We start from the raw sequence: 19,375 nt of genomic DNA, 5'->3' as shown, positions 1-19,375 counted from the left end.
AATTTTTAAGGGTTGACGCATAGCGTCAACCCTTATGTTTTGGCATTAAGTAAATCAGCCAGAAAAAAGGTGATTATCTTAAAAGCTAATTACGCTCAATCTTCCTTCCTAAGTGGATTCTTTTTACCGCCAGTGACTGGATCTGCTGCCCCTGATTCTTTGGCTTGCTCTGCGCGTTTACGGCGAATTTCTTTCGGGTCTGCAAGCAGTGGGCGATAAATTTCAATACGGTCTTTATCACGAATCGTAGCGTTGAGCTTCACGTTGCGGCTGAACACTCCCACTTTGTTCTTGGTCAGATCAATTTCTGGGTATTGCTCTAAAACACCAGATTCTTTAATGATCTCCTCAACCGTCATCGACTTATTGACCACTAAGGTATATACCCGTTGCTCTAATGGGAGAGCGTAAACCACTTCAACGTGGATCATATCAGACTCAATACTCATAGCACGGATAAACCTGTTTAGCGCGTTGAGTAAACGCATTCACCATATTGCTGGTCAGCTCGTTAAAAATCTTACCAAAAGCCATTTCGATCATTTTGCTGGAAAATTCAAACTCTAACTTAAGCTCAACTTTGCAGGCTTTATCGTCTAAGGCAGTAAAAAACCACCCCCCTTTCAATGTCTTAAAAGGGCCGTCAACCAAATTCATTAAGATCGCTTCACCACTGACGAGCTCATTTGAAGTGGTAAACGTTTTACTAATCCCCGCTTTCGAAACGTCAACGGAAGCAACCATGGCAGAACCACTGGATTCAATCACTCGGGAGCCTGAACAACCGGGTAAAAATTCAGGATAACTGGCTACATCATTTACCAGCTTAAACATCTGTTCAGCACTGAACGATACCAGCGCAGAACGGCTGACTTGCTTCATATAGACTCCTCATAGCGCACACCTAAACAGCAGGCATGTACCAATTTTACTTTTATTTGCACTCAGCGCAAATAAAGGGATTTCCTAACTAAGTTCCTGACCGTATAATGCAGCCATTATGGCAAAGAAAAAATCGAAACAAAAAGCGGGTAGCAATACCATCGCTGTCAATAAGAAAGCTCGCCACGAATATTTCATTGATGATGAAATCGAAGCTGGCATGGAGCTTCAAGGCTGGGAAGTTAAAGCACTTCGTGAAGGCAAAGCAAACATCGCTGAAAGCTACGTATTTATGCGAGATGGTGAAGCCTTTGTGAGTGGTATGACTATTACTCCTCTTAACCAAGCATCGACACACGTTGTGGCGAACCCTACACGTGTTCGTAAACTATTGATGAGCCGTCGTGAGCTTGATAACCTTTTTGGTCGAATTAACCGTGAAGGTATGACGCTTGCTGCACTCTCGCTCTACTGGTCTCGCTCTTGGGTGAAGATGAAAATCGGTGTGGCAAAAGGTAAGAAGCTGCACGATAAACGTACTGATCTGAAAGAAAAAGATTGGGCGAGAGAAAAAGCTCGCGTAATGAAGAGTTCGCTGCGCTAATATTAAGCACTTAAACGCACAAGTCTAGACAGGTTACGCTTTTCTGGTACTATGCGAAGAACACTTTGGGGCTGATTTAGGATTCGACAGGAATTTTGCAGTCTGAGGTGCATGCCGTGGGGCGGTTGGCCACGTAAAAAGCCGCAAAAAAATAGTCGCAAACGACGAAAACTACGCACTAGCAGCTTAATAACCTGCTCAGAGCTCTCTCGCCCTAGCTTCCGCACGTAAGACGGGGACCAACGAGAGATCAAACCCAAACGCGCTAGCCCGGATTCTCCCGCCTGAGAGATGAACGGCGAAATTTAATTCAGGATAGTCACTTACTGGCGTGTCGGTTCGCAGGTACTTGGTGAATTTAAAGATCGACTAAGCATGTAGTACCAATGATGAATGGTTTTTGGACGCGGGTTCAACTCCCGCCAGCTCCACCAATTCAAAATCTAAAGACGTCTCAGGACGTCTTTTTTTGTATCCAAGATAAAGTAAAATCAATAACTTAGCGACCACAAACATCCCAAGAGGTTCCACTGAATCTTTGACATTTAGGAACCAATGTAGGAACCTTTGTTTCGTGTTCCTAAAAACTGGTTCCTACACATGCCTAGACAGACTAAACCACTTACTGCTACAGAAGTTAAGAATGCTAAGCCTAAAGAGAAAGAGTACTACCTTGCAGATGGTCAAGGCCTAAAGCTACGGGTACTACCCAGTGGTTCTAAGAATTGGCTGTTAAACTATTACAGACCAATAAGCGGTAAAAGGGCTAACTTGAGTTTAGGAAGATTTCCTGATGTTTCTCTAGTTCAGGCAAGAAAAAGTTCTATGGAAGCAAAAGAGCTGATCGCACAAGGTATCGACCCTCAGGAAGAAAAAAAAAGAAAAAAGGAAGAATCCCTAGCTGTTTATGAGCACACTTTGATCAACGTATCCAAAAACTGGTTTGAAATAAAAAAAGATTCTGTTACTCCAGGTTATGCAGTCGATATCTGGCGCTCTCTAGAGCTATATGTTTTCCCCTCTTTGAGCAATGTGCCAGTTCGCGAAATAAATGCACCGATGGTTATAGATCTTCTAAAGCCAATTGAAGCAAAGGGTAGTTTAGAAACCGTTAAGCGTTTATCTCAACGTCTGAATGAGATTATGAATTACGCTTCTAATTGTGGCTTAATCCAAGCAAACCCATTAACGGGAATAAAAGCAGCATTTAAGAAACCGAAAAAAGTAAATATGCCCGCACTTTCCCCTACAGAGTTACCAGAGCTTATGGGAGCAATTGCAAATGCAAGTATCAAGAAAACTACTCGTTGCTTGTTAGAATGGCAGCTACACACTATGACAAGGCCTAGTGAAGCATCCGGAGCTAGATGGGAAGAGATCGATTGGGAGAACAACCTTTGGGTAATCCCTCCAGAGAGAATGAAAAAAAGAAGAGAGCACCGCATCCCTCTCACTGAGCAAATGCTAGCGCTACTTGAAGTTATAAAACCGATTAGTGGGCATCGAGAGTTTATCTTCCCTTCAGACAGAGATCCTAAGAAGCCCTGCAACAGCCAAACGGCTAATATGGCGTTAAAGAGAATGGGCTTTAGAGAAAGACTAGTTAGTCATGGCCTTCGCTCTCTCGCTAGTACCACGCTTAACGAGCAGGGCTTTGAATCAGATCTTATTGAAGCGGCCCTAGCCCATGTAGACGACAACCAAGTACGAAGTGCTTATAACCGTACCGACTATATAGATCGTCGCCGTCCTATGATGGTCTGGTGGAGCGGACATATTGAAGAAGCTTCGAAGGGAAGTTTGTCAGTTACAGGTACTAAGCAGCTAAGGGTAATCTAATTTTTATCAAGATATTAGATACTTATTTAATGCCCAAATGTTAGATTTTCAAACCAACTCAAAATGCTTCCATTAGAGCCAAACACATGACTCTTTCCCAATGGTTAATAAATGGAGAAGTATCTATGACTGTTTGAAATATGATATTTTTAGCCACGTCCTTACCAACCTGAGCAGCTAGCAACGCTTCATATTGAGGTAGTAAAGCGACAAGCCTGGAGCCAGCTTCCTTTGAAAATCGTAATCCTAAATCAAAATCATCGAAGTGCTTTTTGACTCTTTGCTTATCAATTGGCTCCCAGTTTTGCGGTGGTGATACAAAGTACTCAATAACTCCAGGCTCATCAGCCGCTCCTGGTAGATAACTAGCAAACAACCATTGCTCACTAAAAAATCTATCATCGTCTAAATACGGCTGTAATACTTGATCTGACGCGACAATAGCAAATGCTTGACCTTTACCATCCATATTGCAATCGCGGCAGGAAGGGACGAGATTTACTGGCACTATGGAAAACTGGGGGTAATGAGCTTTAGGCAAATAATGATCCAAGTTTCTAGGTCTGCCTATTCCACCGCAGAACGGACATTTATCGTTGGCAGCAATCATTAAAGCATCATATACAGCCCTTGCCGGTTTACTTTTACCTACAACGTAGTTGTCATAGAGCTTAACCAAGTCCGACTTCTTTAAATGCCCAACTACCACAGGGTCATCTTTTGGACGGGCAAGGGCAAGCGGAACAATCGTATATAACTCTCCTGTCATCGCTGAGGCTTCATATTGTTCGGCTTGTTGTTGTAGTACGTTAGATGCACTATTCACATTTTGTAGTAACCCTGCGTTACCAGTGATTCCATTGCGACAAAGAGTTAGCATGTCTAGGTAGGAACTTATAGGAGGATTAAGCTTTAGCATTACTTACTCCTATCACGATTTACAACAAGAGCTTTTAAGAGTGCTCTCGCCTCAATACCTAGCTCATCTCGATAGTCTTCGACAATAGATTCATAGGTTCCCTCAGCCTCAACCGATTTGACCAACAAATCATGAAACCCTGATTTAACCACCTCTAGACCGAATACTTCTCTTGTTAATATCCCAACATTCTCTCCAAACGTCTCAACCGATGGCCTCAGCGGTTTTGTTTCCAACCCGGAACGATTTATCTTCCAAGCACATCGCCTAGGCACTTCTTGAAGCACAACGGGAGAATGGGTTGCAATGATTGCAACCCCATTACGATCTAGCAGTAAATCAGATAGTGCTCGAACAAAAGCGGATAATAGTGGAGGGTGAAGATGGCTTTCCGGCTCATCAATCAGCACTAAAGTTTTTTCTTCCACAGTAGCAACCAATCGCGTAATAGTTAACAGAACCACGGCATGACCAGAGCTCATTTTCTTTATACGTTTTCGTGCTTTTTTTGTAAGAACTTCACCCGAATAATTAGCAAGATCTTTTAGCCGCATACCTGCAAAATTTTCGTCCGACTCCAACGTATCAATCGCTTTAAGCCATCTTGCTCGCTTTGGGACTTGATTCAGGCATGCTTTTAACGCTTGAAGAAAATCTTCATGTATATCAGCTAATCCCTTGAGAGAGTCATCTCCATTCTTTAACCCAATATAGAAATAGCATGTGCCTTTAGAAGGATCTGGCTGTTCACTAGGTGGAGAAAAGGGATCGAATGCGCTAAATGACACAGATACGAGACTACTGAAATAATCTGTATCAATGGGGTCATTACGCCAACCTTCAACGTCATAGAATTTTGCTACTGACTGTCCTTTACTGGTCACTGCTTCAATCATTCCGTTTAGAAGCGTTGTTTTCCCAACCCCGTTACGTCCTATAATCGCATGAATATTTGTTGTTGGTTTATCCCCAACATTAACACTAAACTTCAACTCAATACCGGACATTTTTTCTTGATCCGGTCTGACGAATTTAAACTCAAAGTCGGTCAACGGGTTGCTTCCATCAAGCACCCTAGCAAACTGTCCTTTGATAACAGATAAGCTTACATCCCTGAGTAAAGATGTACGAAAAACGTCCTCGTCTTGAGCCAAATCTATAAGGCTAGAGTCAAAAGCAATGTCTTTCAGCCCCTTAAGTAATACCATCCTAGTAGATTCTGGCAATTGAACCATATTTTTATAGTATTCAACATCTTGACCTACAGAAAAATAGCCATCAGGTAGAGTTAAGAACGAGTTATTCAATGTCTTATATGTTGACTTCTCAATTGTTTGTCCCTTGAAGCCTATTTTTACTTGGCCGATATCATGACTCTTACCGTTACCATCGAGTACCGTCATATAGAACATTGTGACAAATGAAAAGTCATTCCATCGATCAACATGTAAGTAAGCCGTATTCATACCTGTTGTGGGCACTCTTTGTTCTCTTGGTACAACGACAATATTCATTGTTTTTCCTTTTTGCCTAACCTTGTAATTTTTGATTAGAGGGATTTAGCTACAACAGGCTGATTGCGTATCACGTGCTGCTCCCCGAGTATCAAACCTCATTCCTAGAGCATCAACGCAGTTTGAACAGAAAGCTAAAGATCCATCCCTGCTCCATTGTGCTTCAACCAAGACACATGTTTCTGATAGTCAGGTACAATTTTGTCAACAGTGTTCCAAAAATTAGCATTATGATTACGCTCAATGCGATGAGCTAATTCATGAACCACGATATAATCCAGAACAGCGAGTGGGGCCATCAGGCAACGCCAATGAAAGTTCAGATCGCCTTTCGGTGAGCAGGAGGCCCAGTGGTGCTGAAGCTCCATGACACGAATAGCACGATAATCCACTCCTAGCTTTGGGGCGAAATGCTCTACTCTTTTACTAATACGAGATAACCCCTTGCTGCGATAGAAGTGTTTGAATAGCTCGCTACCATGTTCTGCTTTATCACGTTGCATTAGGAAGTAACCATTTTTCAGGATCAAGTCTTCTTGCTGCTCATCCACCAGCTTTAAGCGATAATTACAACCTAGGTATGGAAAGCCCTCACCACTCACAAACTCCCGCTCGACTTTCGTACGATTAAGATCTTCCCACTCTGCTAGGTTGCGATAAATCCAACTGCGTTTTTCCTCAACAATGCTCTCTACTTTTTCAATATCGTAACTTTCAGGCGCAAGCACAGTAACATTCCCATCCCGCTCGATAAGAATGCTGGTGGTCTTTCGCTTGCTAAGTTTCAAGCTGTATTCGATATCTTTGTATTTCATTAGTGATGTTTATTCTTATCTTGCTCTGGTGAAATTCCTTTACGTAGTTGCTCTAGTGCTTCATCTACTAGTAGTTCTTGCTCCGTTAGGGTTATTCCATACTCCGCCTCATCTTGCCCTCGTTCGGCTCGATTACGCTCGACTGAAGCAGGTAACTCAGACACAACCCTCTTTCCTTTAGATAGAAAGCTCTTGATCGGTTGTCGTCCTTGCTTGACTGCCATCTCTATTACTTTAAAGAGTCCAGCAGACATTACCCCTATAGCAAGATCATAAATAAAGCTCCCTCTAGCTGTACTTTTAAGAGCTACAATCGGCCTTTCTTCTAAGTCTGGGAACGAGAGTTCTGATTGAATTGTGAGGATGATATCAACTAATGCTTCACGAACTTCATCAGCACACAAATTAAACTGTTTTCGCACCTCATACGGCAGTGTTGAATGATCTTCTTCGTTCTCTACATAATTGATATCAGTAGCGACCTTAATCAACGCTAGCTGGTAGAAACTCTCGTATTGCTCCAACTCTTGAGCAAGGAATAAGTCAACACCATCCAAGTCATATTTCAGCATGGATAGATCGGGTTGATTGCTGACTTGTTTTTGCAGCGCTTGAGGATCAATAGAGCGAAGTTGCTCAATAACTTCATCTATTCTTTGGTTAATTTTTTGCTCTGATAGAATTAACAACTCCCTTCTACGCGCCAACGCTACAACTTCTTTAGTCAATTGCTCATGATTACTTCTAAGCTGTGGCACTTTACTCAATATCAAGCGTTTCTCGATCCGTCCCTCTAACTCATCAATCAACTCCCCTCTTTCCCAAAAATCTAAGCTACCTATATGTTCCCCTAGTTCCTCCATAATGGCATCAACACAGGCTTTCACCTTACCAAATGGTTTTACAGGCTCGCCATCTGGGAATGCAATGCTGACAATCAAATCAAAGAATGGGTCGGAAATTTGAGCGTTAGGTCCACGCCCGGCGTCGATCTCATCTCGCAACGCACTCAACTCCAGAATCATTTTTTCCCAGTTGCCAGAATGCTTTTTGATTATCTCATCCAGCTTCTCACTCATTTTTTTGTGGAATACTGGGTCATCATCCGCATTTACTTTACAGTGCTTACGAATAGCGTGTTCCATCTCACTCGCTTGCGCTTGCAAATCCCGCTCTTTACCCATGTGCGTCATAAACGCATCACTGAACAGATCAATTGGTTTTACTTTCGGGTTAATACCCAAGCTAATCAGGTGCTCGTTCACGAGGTGACGAATTTTTTCGCCCACCCCCTGGAAACTCATGCTGTCATCTTGGTAACGCTGACGTGCTTTCGCTTGAATATGCACAAACTGGTACATCGGCGTTTTGTAAGGATCTGCCAAGGAGTTCGGCATAATGATGTCCATGCTTTGAAGAAACTTCTTCAAGAACACATTGAAACTGTCACGCTGGCGAGGATCTTCTAGAACTGCGATCGCTTGAAGCTGAACTTGATAGTGCTCATCGACATTAAGCTTCTGGTTCACAAACGCTTCGATGTTATGAACCTTGAGTTCGGTAAACAGCTGAAGCAATCGGCGATACCGACTTTCCAAAACCGGTACTTCGCTATCAATGTTTTGCAAGCTTTCCAGAATGTCATCTTGGTCATCCTGCGAGTACATTGACAGGGCATCTCTCAGGTGATGAGCCAGACCAATATAATCGACGATATACCCACACTGCTTTTCTTTCGCAGTACGGTTCACACGGGCAATGGTTTGCAGCAAGTTATGCTCTCGCAGCTTTTTATCGAGGTACATCACCTGTTCAATAGGCGCATCGAAGCCCGTTAACAGCATGTCGCAGACAATCAAGAAAGCGACGCCAGTATTTGGCTTGCTGTGATCAAACTTCTTCTTGAAGCTCTCGACGGCTTTTAGCTCTTTGGCTTGCTTTCTGGCATAGGTGAAAGACGCAGCTTCGTTGGTATCATCACTGGAGATCACGACCGCCGTTTTCAAAAACTCAAGACGTTCAAGCCAGACTTTGTCGATACATTGCTCTGGCTGCTTTTTGTATCGCTCGATTTCTTTCGCCAGCGCTTTTTCAATATAGGTTTGGTAATGAATCGCTGCTTGCTTGGAAGAACACACCACCTGAGCTTTAAAGCCTGCTGGCAAAATCTGCCGTATGTAGTGCTTTACTAGGTCCTCTGCAATTTCCTCAATGCGCTTCTCTGCTTCAAGAATATCCCCTTCCGCACCGTACTTTTTACGGATCTCTCTTAGCTCTTCTTCTGTTCTGTCCGCAAAGAGATCTTCAAACTTGGTATCAAACCCCGCTTTATCGTAGATCGCGCTGTCAGCGGTTTTACCTTCGTAGAGGATTTTTAACGTGGCACCATCATCGACAGCATCCTGAAGCTTATATTTGTCGATATAGGCTTTTTCTTGGCTAACGCCAAAACGCTTCCAGGTTGGATATGTGTGATGGTCAGCGATAAGCGGCGTTCCTGTGAATGCCACTCGAGTTGATTTTGGGAAAGCATCAAACAGATTGTCTGAAAGGCTTGGGCGGTCTTTGCCGCCTCGCTGGGTACGATGCGCCTCATCCACCAAGATCAGGACTTTTTCACCGGCGTTGATCACGCCGAAAGGTCGATGCATAACAATTTCAGCGTCAAAGTCAGCTTCCAGCTCTTCAATGCGCTCTACATCGCCCGCTTCTTTTGCTTCTGCAAGATGCTTAGATAACAGCTTACGAACAGATTCCGGCAGGAAACTGCTGTCTTGCTCGCGGAACTTATGCACCATCACCATATTAGTGTTCGAGGTGTCGTTCGCCAGTTTCTCCTTTGCATCCTTGGTGCTCTTTATCTCAACGACCGTATCACCTATTAACGCTGCGGTATTGGTCAGTTGCTCTTCAAGATCACTCCTGTCGTTGACCATTAGTACCTTGTAACTTTTCAGCTCTGGATGGCGACGAAGCTTACGCACCAAGAACACCATGGTCAGGCTTTTTCCGCTTCCTTGGGTATGCCAAACTACACCTGAACGTTGAATGCCCGTTTCGCCCTGCTCCATACGCTCTATAATTTTCTGCACCGCGCGAAATTGCTGGTAACGGCAAATCACTTTTACGCGAGGGCCGTTGTCGGTATCCATAAACAGGGTAAAGCAACGGGTAATATCAAGCAGCCGTTGTGGGTGAAGCATACCCTGAACTAGCTGCTCCTGGCTGCGATGGGTACCGATTTCCGGTGCTACGTAGGGCTCTGTATCGGGGTCGATGGTTTTCCAGTTGAAGTAGTAATCTTCATTCGAGGTGATGGTGCCCACTTTACAATCATCACCGTAGGTGCTGACCATCAACTGGTTGGTGAAGAACAGAGCGGGTTCACCTTCGCGCAGTTTACTGTGTTCGGGCTCGCGCAAGTCTGCATAGCGGCGCAATTGGTCAATACCTGCTGCCATTGGGTTACAGCAATGCTGTGACTGCTCTTTACACTCAATCACCACCAGCGGCAGGCCGTTGACGAACAATACAATGTCAGGGCGAATGTGCTCTTTCCCCAACCCTGGGGTATCAACACGGAACTGATTGATGGCAGTGAAGGTGTTGTTTTTCCAATTATCAAAATCAATCAGTTTTACAACGGGGTCTTCTTCGCCGATCAGCTCGTTACGGTCAAGTTGCCATTTGTGGAGACGGCCAATAAACTCCTCATTGGCCGCCAGCAACTTGTGAGAACCAAAGTCGGTGATATCATCGAGCAAAACATCGAGTTGGCTATCCGTCAGCCAGGGCTTACCATCATCAGTGGTGTTGATGCGATGTACTGCGGTTTTAAAAATATCTTTTAAGATGACTTCACGAAAAGAGCCGCGAAAGCTGGTGGTTGGGTCGGTCGGCACACCTTGTCCTAAATCCGTTACATCCCAGCCCATACTTTTAAGCTGGTTTAGCAGCGGCTTTTCAACCAATTGGTACTCTGACATTGTTGGATATCCTTCTTACTGGCAGCGAGGCGTTTGCCTGCTGCCATTTTCTTATTTTTTTGTTATGCGGGTACGGGGACTTTGCCTGTTAAGAGGTCTTGCATTAGGCCTGCCTTTTGAGCCAGCAGCTTATCAAGGTGCTCTCTTTCCAAATTTAAATAATTCTCGGCTGATCGAATCTTATTTGTTATTACTTTTTGCTCATCAGCGTTTGGAACTGCGATGCGTAGTGACATGACTATTTCTTGTGAAATATTTGCTTGAGATTCAGCTAAACCGGTTTTTACTTTGTTAAGCTGCGATTGAACAAGCTCGCATGACAGAAGATATGAAGCAAACATACCATCCAGCCTACTATCAAATCTCAGTCGATAGAGCTTATCACTAAGCATTAATCGTTTAGGCGTCGTATTAACGAATGCTACAACACCCACACGACTCCCAGGTCCAGCACGGGTTATCAATACATCTCCGGGGTAAACCTCATATTTATCTTTCGGTTTCAACTTTCTTGGTAACCGCTTATTTTCACCTGGTAAGTACCCTTCCCATACAACAGCACTGGTTTTTAGAACTCCCCACTCACCTTCAAATGCGGGTTCTGACTCACAATCAGGGCTCCATCCTTGTTCAAGTCGAGTGGTGTATTCACGCAGAGTTTTAACTTTCCACGCCTTCGGCAACATCCCCAAAGAAGTCTCATGATAAAGCTCTGGCGCTTCTTCAAACGTTGGGCGAAGGGCTTTGGTTTCTGGGTCGATACCTCGGCTAAACAAATCTACCATCATGCCTTGTTTGATAGCGGTGTATTTGTCGATAAGGGCTTGAGTGGCATCGATTTGGTTGTCGACAGCATTAAGAACTTCGCAAATATATCTTTGCTGTTTTCTATCCGTAATAGGTATAGGCAGAGCCTCAATAATTGTCTGATTTATAGACGGAAGAGCACCTGGTTGAACCCACTCGGCTAGATCAATCGATTGCAGCAAATAATATAGAAATAGAGGTTCTATCGCAGTCGCTGTAACACCCATTAGGTTGTTATCAATTGCAGTATCTTCAGTTAGGATCCTTCTTTTGTTTAAATAAACAGCGGCCCCAACTTTAGCAAAAACCACGGTATCCCTTGGAAAAACAGTCGGTTTTAGCAAGTTATATACTGTGGTGTTTAGATAGTTATTAGATTTCCAAATATATCGCTGGTTACCCGGCAAATTCATATCACTGACTTTGATAAACGGTAAACCATGACTTCCCCCCTGATACTTCTCAGGAAAGCCACTCCCGCCTTTGACAACCGCAACATCTCCTAGCTTTAAAGCATTACTCATATCCAAGCTCCTTCATAAAGCCAGCCAACTTGCTCGCTTCCTGCTCTCGCTTAGTAATGATGCTTTTGGCGGTAACTTGGTATTTGCGGTGTAGGTTCTCGATTGCAGCGATACGGTCAAGCAACAAGGCACGGACATAACTTTGGTATTGGCGATCTAACTCGGTTTTGAACCGGTCCAGAATCAACACTTTCGCCTGTTCTGGAGTGATTGCTGCTCGGGCAACCTCAAGCAGTTCATCTCGACGCTTTTCGGTTTCCTTGATTTCCGCTTTCAGCTGTTTCAACTCATCTTCTAATGCTTTGTGTGCTGCTATCTTGGCTTCAATCGCTGTTGCTTCAGCCGCTGCCATTGCGCCTTTTCGCGCGTGCTCTTTGATTAGTTCAAGGTTATCTAACTGAACGCCGAGTTCATCCGCTAAAGCAAGAATCTCGCTATGGACAGCGAAGTTCATTTCTTTGCCTGTCAGCCCTTTTGCAAAATCCCCTTGCTTAGTGCCTTTCGGCAGTTCAGCACTGTTTTTAAGTTGGGTGAACGCATCTTTGATCTGGGCTTTGAGCACTGCCAGGCTGGTTTTGATCGTCGCTTTGTGATCTTTCAGCTCGTCTTTCAGCTGTTTAACATACTCAGACGGCAGCGCAGGGTTTTCATCGGTCGGTTCGTAGTCTTCTTCATTTGCTGCATCCACAAAGGCTTGCAGTTCGCTAATACGCGCCTGTTTGGTCTCCAGCTCTTCTACCACATCCGCGCACTGGCTGGCGAACAGCACTTCGTCAGGAATAAGCTCAGCGTTCCAGCCGCTTGCTGCAACAGATTTGAAATCTGCTTCTAGGGTTTTAAACCAATCCGCCAATGCACCACGCACCTTGTATTGGTTCAGCAATTTGATCGGCATTAGGTGCTTTTCAATGGTGTTCAGAGATTCTCGGCGCAGTGCAAATACACCTTCATCACCGAGCTTTTTGTCCCCCAGAGCTTCAAAGCCAGCAAAGTCTTGTTTCCAATCATCCAACGCGGCTTGGAAATCCGCATGTTTTTTCAGTACTGCTGGGAAGTTTTCAATATGCGGTTTGAGCGATGGCAACGCTTCAAACTCATCGGCAAAATCTTGAAACTCGTCGTTAGAACGAGGAAGGAACAGGCTTTCTTTCAAGCCTGGATAATCATTCCAAGTACTTTGCAGCGCATCAATTTCTTTGGTTGGAGTACCACCGTTTAAGTGTGCTTTAACGTTTTGAGGCTCAGGTGCTGGGCTGTTATCGACATAGCGGCGAATATTGAAGTTGTAGTCTTCACGCGCCAGTTCGTCTTTGTGAACCAAACGCGCATATTTTTCAACGCCAAGGTGCTTATCATCTTCCAGCAACGCTTTATAGACGCTGGTGATTTTCTCAATATCTTCAGGGCGCAGGCTGTTTTGGTTTTTGCCTTCCCGATATTCACGGTCAGCATTAATAAACAGAACTGAATCACGGTTTTCACGCCCAGCTTTGTTGAACACCAGCACACAGGCTGGAATGCCCGTACCATAGAACAAACCTTGCGGCAGGCCAATCACGGCTTCAAGAATTCCACGATCAATAAAGTCTTGGCGACAAGTACGCTCTTCTGCGCCACGGAACAGTACGCCGTGAGGCATCACCACAGCGGCTTTACCGTTGGCTTTGAGCGAGGCCACCATGTGCTGCACAAACATCAAATCCGCTTTCTTACCAGACTCTGGCATAAATGTATTAAAGCGCTCTTTGAGCTGCATATCCGCTTTCTTATAGTTTTGCGAAAACGGAGGGTTGGCAATCACGCGATCAAAAGGACGTACCTCACCATCTTTGGTTCGGTGCAGTGGTGTGGCTAGGGTGTCACCATTTTCAATGTCTGCGCCACCTGAGCCGTGCAAGATCATATTCATCTTACAGATAGACCAGGTGCCACCATTATCTTCTTGGCCGAACAGGTGAATTTTCTTAACGTTGCCCCCCGTTTCTTGCACGTAATTGCGGCTTTGGATCAGCATACCACCCGAACCACAGGTCGGGTCGTAGATTTCCATACCTTCAGTTGGCTCAAGGATTTCTACCAGCAAGCGCACCACTTCGGCAGGAGTATAAAACTCACCACCTTTTTTGCCCGCACTGTCGGCAAAGTATTTAATCAGGTATTCGTAGGCTGCACCCAAAAGATCGGGGAATTCGAAATCGTCATTTGAGAGAGGGATGCTGTCAAAGTGCTGGATGAACTCGACCAGGCGCTCATCCGGGATAGGCTTTTTACCCACCTTACGGTTGAAGTTTATGTGCTTGAGTACACCTTCCAACCCCTTGGTAGTGTTGTGCTCTTCCAGAGCTTCAAGAGCCTTGTTTAACCCTGAGCCTACATTTGTTTTTAGGTGTTTAAGTTTTTCCCATCGGGCCTTTTCTGGCACGTAAAAATCAAACTGCGATGGTTTATTTAATAGAAACTCTATATCTTCGCTGTCTTCACCATCAGCTTTAAGCTCATTTACTTTCGTTTGGTAGTCTTTTTGAAATTGATCCGACATGCGCTTTAGGAACAGGATGCCAAATATGTACTCCTTGTACTCGGAGGCATCCATTTTACCCCGTAGAATGTCACAAGCTTTGAATAGTTTGCTGGACAGTTTGTTAAGCGTCAGTTTTTGCATATTTTTCTCAATGATTGTGTTCAGCCAGTGCGGAGCCGTTGAATTCGATAATGGGTTAAAGATAGAGGGTGATGCTTACCAACAGGCTACTCACCCACACCTTTTTGCTTCTCTATCCAAGCTTCAAGATCCTCGCGCTTAAAGCGCCAAGAACCGCCAACTTTAAAGCCAGGTAACTTACCTTCACTAGCAAGCCTGTAGGCTGTTTTTTCGGCTAATTTTAGGTAAGCAGCCACCTCTTTCAAGGTTAAAATTTGGTCTACCATTCAGAGTGTTATCTCATGTTGGTTTTATTCATCAGAATTAATGGTGAGAGAATATGAGAAAATTGGGGAATGAACAATGATAAACGTCGCATCATTCACTAGTCCGAACGTCTAATGTGCAATTACGTAGATCTAGTATTAGAAGATTGCTCTTTACAGCTTAGGCTTGCACTTTTTCTTCACTAATAACTGCAGATCTACATCAATCTTTGCTAACGAGATCTGGTAATCAAGAGCGACTAATGTTTTGAGCGCATTTTTCAACGTTACTTTGGAAAAAAATGGAAGTTCATCAGGAATGTTTTTTGTTGTCGCAATAGCATAGACCACATGATAGTTGCTAGGATCAGGTCTATCTTTTGGCGCTTGAAGCTTGATTGATGCTGGTAACTTAGGATTCAATCTTTCTCGATACCATTCGTCTTTGATAAACGCTTCTGCCGCAACAAAGCCTTGAGAGAAAAGATGACTCAATGTGCTTGAGCTCCTATACAGCTTCACATGAATAAACTCGTTACCATTTCTAATCAGATCACAATGTTCTAATTTGTCGTATATGCCTCCAATCTTGATATTTTTCTTGTCCATAAGGCAGAAACTAGGATCATTGGTAGCCACATGCAGGTTGTAATCCTCTTCCCTATCATGATTATAAATAGGGAACGGGTAAGGGTGAACACTCAAACTCGCAAGGTAATCATCTACTCTAGTAACGAAATCTTGATTAACCTTGTACCAAATGCCATTTCGCAAAATGTACTGGTCTGAACCATAGCTAATTTCTGCGTATAAGCAACGATATACAGGCCAACTTTTCACAGACTTATATTCACTATTATTAACATGAACAACATGGTGTTTCATTGCTTCTACGCTGGGTACAGCGCCTTCCAAGTAAGCAAGATAATCGTTTAAAGATAGCACTACATGGCGAACAGCCCTTTGGGAGATATGGAAGGAGTAACCAATTTGAGACTCCCAATCAACCACTTCAGGTTCACCTAGCCAAAACCCATCGTACTGCCCCAACTCAAAGTGATTATCGAGTTCCATATCGAGAACCTCTACCTCGTCGAGATCTCGAACTCTGTTTATGTCTTCAACCCAACTAAACTTAGCCGGTAGTTTTGCTCGATAACGCTGCACAGACTCCAACAGTATTCTAGGAAGATTGGCTAAATCGGTTTCGACTGCAATGGTCAAGGCATCACGGCCGGTTACATGACTACCGAATAGCTCAACTTGAGAAGTTCCAGTAATGGCGTACAGCATCTCGCTTTCTGAATCGAGGTGAAGGTTAAATATATCCACATCTCTAGTACTCTGAGTTCTAGAGTTTAAAGGGTTGTGGTCATAACTTGCTTTGTCCAAGCTTCTGAGCTTGTCTGGATCGACTGAGTTCAAGGTCACCTTCAGACCAAAATCTCGTTCAATAGCCTCTTGTTTAATTAGGTGAAATCCCATACCAAATGACAAAACGAAAGTTGAGCCAGCTACTCTCACCACGAGTACGGCTCCGACGTTTGAAGATGTACCAAATTCTTGAGATTCAACTTGCTTGCTATCAGTAAAGATTTTTGTCCAAGGAGGCACCGCTTTAGGCGGCTGGATTTTAATGTAAAGCTCTGCCAACTCTGTATCTGGTAAATCTAGCTGAATTGGCCTTTTCACATTATCTAATCTGATGAGTTCTGATATTGGTTTATGGCTATCTCGTGCGAGATAAATCGATAACTTTTCCTTGCGAATTTTTGTGATTCGAGCCATATCCCTAAAGCCTTATCATTAATTAGTTTTAGAACATAAAAGCAATAGAGTTCAAAGGCAGTATGAAATCAAGCTCACAAATCACAGTATTGAAACTTAAGTATTAGATTTTCTCTCACCCATCGACTCAGTAAAGGATTTATCTTTTCCTCAACATGTGTAGACAACCAATTTGGTCTCATGGTATTAGGCTCTAACGTTAAAAATAATGTGCATAATTGAGCTTATCCCCCTCCCGAGCTCAATCCAAAAATCTTCAGGCATATGTCATCAATGTGAATAACCACTATTGATTCCGACAGGAGCCTGAAATGAATCCCAAAACTTCCGATTACCAAAAGCAGCAACGCTATCAGGAAAATGAAATCCTAGAGCATGCCGCTGAGATACTCGCCATACGCTATGTACGTGGTGATGCCTTAACTAAACCTGAAGCTACTAAAGAGTACGTTCGCTGTAAGCTAGGCAGCTATGAGCGTGAAGTGTTTGCTTTACTTCTACTGGATAACCAAAACCGACTGATTGAGTTTAAAGAGCTGTTTCATGGCACCGTAGATGCGGCCAGCGTCTATCCACGTGAAGTGGTGAAAGCGGTGTTGGAAGTGAATGCCGCATCGGTGATATTTGCCCATAACCATCCATCCGGTGACTCAACACCGTCTCAAGCCGATAGACGCATAACTGAGAGACTCAAAGACGCGCTCGAGCTGGTAGATGTTCGCGTACTTGACCATATCGTGACAGGCGATACCTGCACCTCATTTGCTGAAAGGGGGTGGTTATGATTGAGCACAATTACGGTGAGCTTTCTATTGATGGCGCTTTACATGCGTCAATGGAAGCCCTTTTGAATAAATACACTCTCCCAGAGAACGCCGAGAGACTCGTGCTGAACTGCCGCCAAATGAGTTACTACCGACATCGACAAGGTTTGCGTCCCATTGAAGTGCAGCTTAAGCGAGAGTCAACCTCTAGCCCCTGGCTGGTGGTGTTATTTGCCAGCTTCTCTTATCCCCATGACAACAGCACAACTGTGGAGCCTGAGTTGTACTTTCACCTGGCTAATCGCTGGTGCTATCAACCCGATGTGGGGAGCACTGATTTATCCCATCCAGAGGTACAAGAGCTGCTCTCGGTCTGGATGAAAGCCTTTGCTCGTCACCTTTCCAGAAACGTCTTTGATGACGTGCAACTTACGATGGTCGGTACGTTCAACTAAATCCTAATCTCTCATTTCTTATTTGAATCCTGAAACAAGGAGGACTCACTATGTCCAAATTAACCTTCACAGCATCATCACTACCTGTGTCTAAGAAACTGCATAAGCTGTTAAGTGAGCAGTTGGCCACTCATTTACTGATTAATGAAGCACTGACCACCAGCCGTTATCTGGTGTTTAACTTTCGCGATAAAAGTTACAGCGCGGAGGAAGGCGGCTTCCATCCGGTTGAGATGGCGATTTGCCAAACCTCAACAGGAGAATGGAGCATTGAGTACATCACTGACTTTGCTTATATGGGGAATTACTATCCAGAGCTAGAGCGCAACTTGGATTTTGATTTTCGGGTTGGACAGTTCTTTGTGGCGTATCAAGGCTGGCTACCAATGCAGGGTAGTCGTGATGCCAAAGCGCTCTATCAACTATGGGAGAGCAGCTTTCTTGCTTATATCAATACGGATGCTTACGACGAGATAACCGTCACCCCACAATAACTCATGACTTCCCTTCTCCTTAACACCATTAAGCTTGTCACCGCTCTTATTACTTTGTTTACCCTCTCTCCTTTCTTTGGCGCTATTGGAACTCTGACAACGTTAGGGTTTCTGGTGGTGCTGTTGATTGGGTTATTGGCAGCCATTGCCGAGTTCAGTGATAAGCACAAGCCTCGTTAATGTTAATCGGCTCACGCTTTCGTGTTGCCGATTGATGCTGTTTTCACCGTTGGACATTATGTGTCTGACTCACCTCTACTCTCCCGACATTAAATGTCCACCTCCGGTCTTGGAGCTTTGATGTATTGAGAGTGTAGTCATGAGCAATAAAACCAGCATTGAAGGGTTATCCGCTTTGCTGCACACGCTGATGCTTATTCCTCAACATCGTTGGATTACCGTTAGGGAGTTGCAGCAGCAGTTAGCCCAACTCGATATCCACCGCACCACGCGCAGCATTAAACGCTACCTTGATGAAATCATTGTGGAGGTGTTTAACGTGGAGTGTGATTCGATGAGCATGCCCCATGTCTACCGGAAAACCTCAGAGCAGTTACTGAAGCTCAACAAGCAGGAAATGCTCTATTGGCAACTGACCAACAAGTACTTACTGCCGCTTGTTCCTGATGCACTGAATTATGGGAAAGGTTGCTCCTCGGAGAGAGACAAACCCTTATCCCACAAGGATTTAGCGTATTCAAAAGAACAAGCATGGTTAGCCAAAGTCCATGTGGCACTGCCCACTATTCGAGAGTGGAGTCATGAGCAACGACAAGTATTGAATGCAGTACACACAGCATTACTGAACAACCGTATGCTCAAGATATCGAGTCAAGTTTTGCAGCAAGAGAAAGCGCTCATCGAGCCATTGGGACTCTCGGTTCAATGTGACGCGCTCTTGCTGCTTTTTCGTTTATCCGGTCAACCCACGATACGCACCCTAGCTCTTCCTTTGATTGATGAGGCCAGTGTATCGACGTTTTCTTTTACCTATCCCACTGATTTCAACCTAGAGCGGTTCATGCGTGAACACGCTGAAATCCGTGCATCCCAAATTTAACTCACCACTACGGAGAG

17 protein-coding genes and 1 other RNA gene are annotated in these 19,375 nt (G+C 44.2%); 8 read left to right on the top strand and 10 right to left on the bottom strand.

What is annotated here, in order from left to right; all coding sequences use genetic code 11:
- Nucleotides 1-95 precede the first annotated feature (95 nt).
- Both IX95_RS02545 and IX95_RS02540 read right to left on the bottom strand, forming a co-directional pair.
- Nucleotides 96-449, bottom strand: a complete 354-nt coding sequence (locus tag IX95_RS02545) for an RnfH family protein (protein ID WP_006959630.1) — start codon at nucleotides 447-449, stop codon at nucleotides 96-98.
- A complete protein-coding gene (locus tag IX95_RS02540) occupies nucleotides 439-882 on the bottom strand; it encodes an SRPBCC family protein (RefSeq protein WP_006959631.1) in 444 nt (147 codons plus the stop codon). The genes IX95_RS02545 and IX95_RS02540 overlap by 11 nt, the downstream gene beginning before the upstream one ends.
- Before the next feature lie 118 nt (nucleotides 883-1,000).
- Between IX95_RS02540 and smpB the strand changes: the two genes are divergently transcribed.
- The 3 genes from smpB (at nucleotide 1,001) to IX95_RS02530 (ending at nucleotide 3,325) form a co-directional block, all read left to right on the top strand.
- Nucleotides 1,001-1,486 (top strand): SsrA-binding protein SmpB, encoded by a 486-nt coding sequence (gene smpB / locus IX95_RS02535; protein WP_006959632.1) that lies wholly within the window; start codon nucleotides 1,001-1,003, stop codon nucleotides 1,484-1,486.
- Between the two features lie 67 nt (nucleotides 1,487-1,553).
- Nucleotides 1,554-1,920, top strand: a transfer-messenger RNA (tmRNA) gene (ssrA, locus tag IX95_RS25785).
- A 166-nt stretch (nucleotides 1,921-2,086) separates the two neighbouring features.
- Nucleotides 2,087-3,325 (top strand): integrase domain-containing protein, encoded by a 1,239-nt coding sequence (locus IX95_RS02530; RefSeq protein WP_038156532.1) that lies wholly within the window; start codon nucleotides 2,087-2,089, stop codon nucleotides 3,323-3,325.
- A 58-nt stretch (nucleotides 3,326-3,383) separates the two neighbouring features.
- Here IX95_RS02530 and IX95_RS02525 read toward each other — a convergent pair whose 3' ends face one another.
- The 8 genes from IX95_RS02525 to IX95_RS02485 all read right to left on the bottom strand — a co-directional run bounded on the left by IX95_RS02525 (nucleotide 3,384) and on the right by IX95_RS02485 (nucleotide 16,585).
- A complete protein-coding gene (locus IX95_RS02525) occupies nucleotides 3,384-4,244 on the bottom strand; it encodes an HNH endonuclease (protein ID WP_038156531.1) in 861 nt (286 codons plus the stop codon).
- Nucleotides 4,244-5,758 carry an AAA family ATPase gene (locus tag IX95_RS02520; protein ID WP_038156530.1) on the bottom strand — a complete coding sequence of 505 codons (1,515 nt, stop codon included), beginning with the start codon at nucleotides 5,756-5,758 and terminating at the stop codon, nucleotides 4,244-4,246. The genes IX95_RS02525 and IX95_RS02520 overlap by 1 nt, the downstream gene beginning before the upstream one ends.
- A gap of 134 nt (nucleotides 5,759-5,892) precedes the next feature.
- Nucleotides 5,893-6,573, bottom strand: a complete 681-nt coding sequence (locus tag IX95_RS02515) for a M48 family metallopeptidase (protein WP_038156529.1) — start codon at nucleotides 6,571-6,573, stop codon at nucleotides 5,893-5,895.
- A complete protein-coding gene (locus tag IX95_RS02510) occupies nucleotides 6,573-10,559 on the bottom strand; it encodes a type I restriction endonuclease subunit R (RefSeq protein WP_038156528.1) in 3,987 nt (1,328 codons plus the stop codon). The genes IX95_RS02515 and IX95_RS02510 overlap by 1 nt, the downstream gene beginning before the upstream one ends.
- Before the next feature lie 62 nt (nucleotides 10,560-10,621).
- Nucleotides 10,622-11,890: a restriction endonuclease subunit S gene (locus IX95_RS25655; protein ID WP_051912443.1), complete on the bottom strand. Its 1,269-nt coding sequence runs from the start codon at nucleotides 11,888-11,890 to the stop codon at nucleotides 10,622-10,624.
- Nucleotides 11,883-14,552, bottom strand: coding sequence for an N-6 DNA methylase (locus IX95_RS02495; RefSeq protein WP_038156527.1), 2,670 nt, complete (start codon nucleotides 14,550-14,552; stop codon nucleotides 11,883-11,885). Before IX95_RS02495 ends, IX95_RS25655 begins: the two co-directional genes overlap by 8 nt.
- Nucleotides 14,553-14,638: 86 nt before the next feature.
- On the bottom strand, nucleotides 14,639-14,818 hold the full coding sequence (gene mads1, locus IX95_RS02490) for a methylation-associated defense system helix-turn-helix domain-containing protein MAD1 (RefSeq protein ID WP_038156525.1): 180 nt from the start codon (nucleotides 14,816-14,818) through the stop codon (nucleotides 14,639-14,641).
- Between the two features lie 153 nt (nucleotides 14,819-14,971).
- Nucleotides 14,972-16,585, bottom strand: a complete 1,614-nt coding sequence (locus tag IX95_RS02485; RefSeq protein ID WP_038156524.1) for a TIGR04141 family sporadically distributed protein — start codon at nucleotides 16,583-16,585, stop codon at nucleotides 14,972-14,974.
- Between the two features lie 311 nt (nucleotides 16,586-16,896).
- On the opposite strand from IX95_RS02485, the gene radC reads away from it, so the two are divergent.
- The 5 genes from radC (at nucleotide 16,897) to IX95_RS02460 (ending at nucleotide 19,358) form a co-directional block, all read left to right on the top strand.
- The gene (gene radC / locus IX95_RS02480) at nucleotides 16,897-17,370 is read left to right on the top strand and encodes a RadC family protein (RefSeq protein ID WP_038156523.1); all 474 of its coding nucleotides are present in this window, start codon (nucleotides 16,897-16,899) and stop codon (nucleotides 17,368-17,370) included.
- On the top strand, nucleotides 17,367-17,804 hold the full coding sequence (locus IX95_RS02475) for a DUF2787 domain-containing protein (protein ID WP_038156522.1): 438 nt from the start codon (nucleotides 17,367-17,369) through the stop codon (nucleotides 17,802-17,804). The genes radC and IX95_RS02475 overlap by 4 nt, the downstream gene beginning before the upstream one ends.
- A 50-nt stretch (nucleotides 17,805-17,854) precedes the next feature.
- Entirely contained in the window at nucleotides 17,855-18,298 is a 444-nt protein-coding gene (locus tag IX95_RS02470; RefSeq protein ID WP_038156521.1) for a DUF2787 domain-containing protein, read from the top strand.
- A gap of 3 nt (nucleotides 18,299-18,301) precedes the next feature.
- Entirely contained in the window at nucleotides 18,302-18,478 is a 177-nt protein-coding gene (locus IX95_RS26205) for a hypothetical protein (RefSeq protein ID WP_038156520.1), read from the top strand.
- Between the two features lie 139 nt (nucleotides 18,479-18,617).
- Nucleotides 18,618-19,358, top strand: coding sequence for a WYL domain-containing protein (locus IX95_RS02460; protein ID WP_038156519.1), 741 nt, complete (start codon nucleotides 18,618-18,620; stop codon nucleotides 19,356-19,358).
- Nucleotides 19,359-19,375: the final 17 nt, after the last annotated feature.

This window comes from Vibrio sp. B183, from assembly GCF_000740665.1.
GTDB lineage: Bacteria > Pseudomonadota > Gammaproteobacteria > Enterobacterales > Vibrionaceae > Vibrio > Vibrio coralliilyticus.
The sequence above is the reverse complement of the archived record's forward strand: the minus strand, read 5'-3'. Positions and strand labels throughout refer to the sequence as shown.

Excerpts from the sequence above, each read along its gene's own strand:
- IX95_RS02495 (WP_038156527.1), bottom strand. The coding sequence starts at position 14,552 with ATGCAAAAACTGACGCTTAACAAACTGTCCAGCAAACTATTCAAAGCT.
- IX95_RS02470 (WP_038156521.1), top strand. The coding sequence starts at position 17,855 with ATGTCCAAATTAACCTTCACAGCATCATCACTACCTGTGTCTAAGAAA.
- IX95_RS02475 (WP_038156522.1), top strand. The coding sequence starts at position 17,367 with ATGATTGAGCACAATTACGGTGAGCTTTCTATTGATGGCGCTTTACAT.
- IX95_RS02540 (WP_006959631.1), bottom strand. The coding sequence starts at position 882 with ATGAAGCAAGTCAGCCGTTCTGCGCTGGTATCGTTCAGTGCTGAACAG.
- IX95_RS02530 (WP_038156532.1), top strand. The coding sequence starts at position 2,087 with ATGCCTAGACAGACTAAACCACTTACTGCTACAGAAGTTAAGAATGCT.
- IX95_RS02460 (WP_038156519.1), top strand. The coding sequence starts at position 18,618 with ATGAGCAATAAAACCAGCATTGAAGGGTTATCCGCTTTGCTGCACACG.
- radC (WP_038156523.1), top strand. The coding sequence starts at position 16,897 with ATGAATCCCAAAACTTCCGATTACCAAAAGCAGCAACGCTATCAGGAA.
- IX95_RS02545 (WP_006959630.1), bottom strand. The coding sequence starts at position 449 with ATGAGTATTGAGTCTGATATGATCCACGTTGAAGTGGTTTACGCTCTC.
- IX95_RS25655 (WP_051912443.1), bottom strand. The coding sequence starts at position 11,890 with ATGAGTAATGCTTTAAAGCTAGGAGATGTTGCGGTTGTCAAAGGCGGG.
- IX95_RS02520 (WP_038156530.1), bottom strand. The coding sequence starts at position 5,758 with ATGAATATTGTCGTTGTACCAAGAGAACAAAGAGTGCCCACAACAGGT.
- smpB (WP_006959632.1), top strand. The coding sequence starts at position 1,001 with ATGGCAAAGAAAAAATCGAAACAAAAAGCGGGTAGCAATACCATCGCT.
- IX95_RS02485 (WP_038156524.1), bottom strand. The coding sequence starts at position 16,585 with ATGGCTCGAATCACAAAAATTCGCAAGGAAAAGTTATCGATTTATCTC.
- IX95_RS02515 (WP_038156529.1), bottom strand. The coding sequence starts at position 6,573 with ATGAAATACAAAGATATCGAATACAGCTTGAAACTTAGCAAGCGAAAG.
- IX95_RS26205 (WP_038156520.1), top strand. The coding sequence starts at position 18,302 with ATGACTTCCCTTCTCCTTAACACCATTAAGCTTGTCACCGCTCTTATT.
- mads1 (WP_038156525.1), bottom strand. The coding sequence starts at position 14,818 with ATGGTAGACCAAATTTTAACCTTGAAAGAGGTGGCTGCTTACCTAAAA.
- IX95_RS02510 (WP_038156528.1), bottom strand. The coding sequence starts at position 10,559 with ATGTCAGAGTACCAATTGGTTGAAAAGCCGCTGCTAAACCAGCTTAAA.
- IX95_RS02525 (WP_038156531.1), bottom strand. The coding sequence starts at position 4,244 with ATGCTAAAGCTTAATCCTCCTATAAGTTCCTACCTAGACATGCTAACT.